This is a genomic window from Staphylococcus sp. HMSC62B09, from assembly GCF_001839115.1.
GTDB classification, from domain to species: Bacteria; Bacillota; Bacilli; order Staphylococcales; family Staphylococcaceae; genus Staphylococcus; species Staphylococcus haemolyticus.
Map to the genome: position 1 here is coordinate 1 of NZ_KV840084.1, position 2,363 is coordinate 2,363.

Sequence of the window (2,363 nt, forward strand, 5' to 3'; positions counted from 1 at the left end):
TTGTTGAAAGATGTTTTGGCTTTTAATAATACAGATTTAATAAGTTTAATTTCATCTACAGAAAAGTTATTTAAATAATTTTGAACACTTTGTGGTAATTCTTCTAGTAATTGAAATTTTAAAGCGTCATCATTAAATTTTGAATAGTAGTGATTTGAATGACTTGTGTGATTACTAGGATAAGTTAACTTCTTATCATTCATATCATACGTATCATTATTATTAGTCTTAATATAATTAGTATCATTATAATAAGTATCATTAGACTGTGAATTTGGAAGTTCTTGACCACTTAAATTCACAGTTCTAGAACTTCCAAATTCATTGTTCTGGAACTGTGAATTTGGAAGTTCCTTGGTATGACTGGCTTTAATGTCATAATTAGGTTTTAATAGGTATAATCTATTTGGTTTATTAAGGCCAACACGTTCTTGAGTTAGTAAATTAAATTTTATTAACTCTTTTTTCAATTTTATAATTTTTTGTTCTGCATAACCTAAGTATTCGCACAAATGTTTATTACTGAAAATAAAGTAAATATTATTATTTTTATCCACCCATTCATTTTGGAGGGATAATTCAAAACGATCTTTTAATAACGCATACATAATTTTGGCTTCTGCAGACATTTTCTTAAAATATGCATCTTCAAATAAATATTTAGGCAGTTGATAAAATCTTTCAGTTTTTACTTGTGATAAATTGTATTTTTCAAAATTGGGCATAATAAAAACCTCATTTCCATTTTTGGGATTGAGGTAATAAAACAATTTTTACGTAAGTTATATGTTTTGTGCTTGCACTTAGATGATTAGATATATATAATACAAGTATCAAAAAAATATATAAACAAACGAGTGCGAATCGTTTTATTACCGAGAGTCGATGCTACGCCAATAGCATCGACTCTTTTAATATTTATAAAGTAATATTAACACTTTCAATGGCGTATATAAAGAGTTTTAAATATAATTAAAAGCACACCTAAAACCACCAAATATATAATTCGTTATTTTAGTACTTAATTAAGTATCAAAAAAATTTATAGGTGGATAATTAGGTATTTAGGTAGTTAATAGATAGTAAATTTATCGCTAAATGCTGAAATAAATTTCATTAGATGGTAAAATTTAGGTACTAAATTAGGTACCTAAGGGTGGGCGTTATGAAAACTATTAAAATGATTGCTGATGAATTAGGTGTAACTAAACAAACTATTGTTAATAATGCTAAAAGATTAAATATATCTTTTGAAAAAGAAAATGGAATTAATTATATTAATGATAATGATTATTTGAAAATTATAGAAAAAATCACTAAGAAAGAGAGAACAACCCAAAATAAAGAATCAGTAAAAAAAGAATTGTTTGATGAAAATACTGCAAAAGTTGAAAAGTATATATATAATAATTCAAATAGTTCTGAGACATTAAAAACAAAAGTAAACGAATTAGAAAAGCAAATAGAAATCTTTGAAACTAGAGCTAAAAATGATGAAAAATATATTGAGAATTTAACTAAACAACTAGATCAACAAAATAGCAATGTTAATACATTAAATAAATTATTAGAGAATCAACAAATTTTAGCTTTAGAAAGTAATAAAAAGATTCAAAAATTGGAAAATCAATTAGAAGAAGAGAGACAACTGAATTATTCCTTCGATAAATCTACTAACGATCGAAAAAACTTTGATGTACAAGAAGCATCATATACTTCTGATTCTGTAAATACTAATCAATATCAGAAAGAAGAAATAAATCCAGCAGAGGTTCAATCTAAAGGTATATCTGAGAATCAACAAGATGGAGAATCACAAAAAGAGGATGATCCATTTAATCAAAATGATAAAGGTATTGCTATAGAAGAAACCCAAACTAAAAAAGGTTTCTGGAGTCGTTTGTTTGGTGGCTAATGATTGTTTGAAAAAAATATATTAAATAAGCACTATAAGCGACTTAACTTATAGTGCTTTTATCTATATTAAAGAAACTTCTGATAATCATCGATTATGTTAATTCTAAACTCCAATAATTACTCAATATGCTAAAAATTAAAAATTAAAATGATTTAATTTAGCGTCTATTACGTGATTAAACATATTGCATCACTATATCTAATAAAATATATTTCTTAACTTGACCTTAGGGAAGCCTAACATTATAATTAGGGTATGTTAATTATTTAACATATATAATCTTTACTGTATTGAAAAACTTTGGATGAGTTACTTTGATACAGTTCTCCTAATTAATAACATTTTGTCTGAGAATTATCTCAAACATTCCCTTTGCACATTTTGAATACGTTAAAGTTTGTTATTAAAAATGAGTTCGGGACATAAAGTATCTGGATAAGTGAAA

The 2,363-nt window shown here is 25.3% G+C and carries 2 protein-coding genes; one reads left to right on the plus strand and one right to left on the minus strand.

Features of this window, described 5'->3' with window-relative positions; translation table 11 throughout:
* A partial coding sequence (locus HMPREF3265_RS00600) for a replication initiator protein A (RefSeq protein WP_070836520.1) occupies positions 1 to 725 on the minus strand: 725 nt, incomplete at its 3' end.
* 440 nt (positions 726 to 1,165) lie between these two features.
* Here HMPREF3265_RS00600 and HMPREF3265_RS00605 point away from each other — a divergent pair.
* The gene (locus tag HMPREF3265_RS00605; protein WP_002497499.1) at positions 1,166 to 1,915 is read left to right on the plus strand and encodes a DUF536 domain-containing protein; all 750 of its coding nucleotides are present in this window, start codon (positions 1,166 to 1,168) and stop codon (positions 1,913 to 1,915) included.
* Positions 1,916 to 2,363 lie beyond the last annotated feature (448 nt).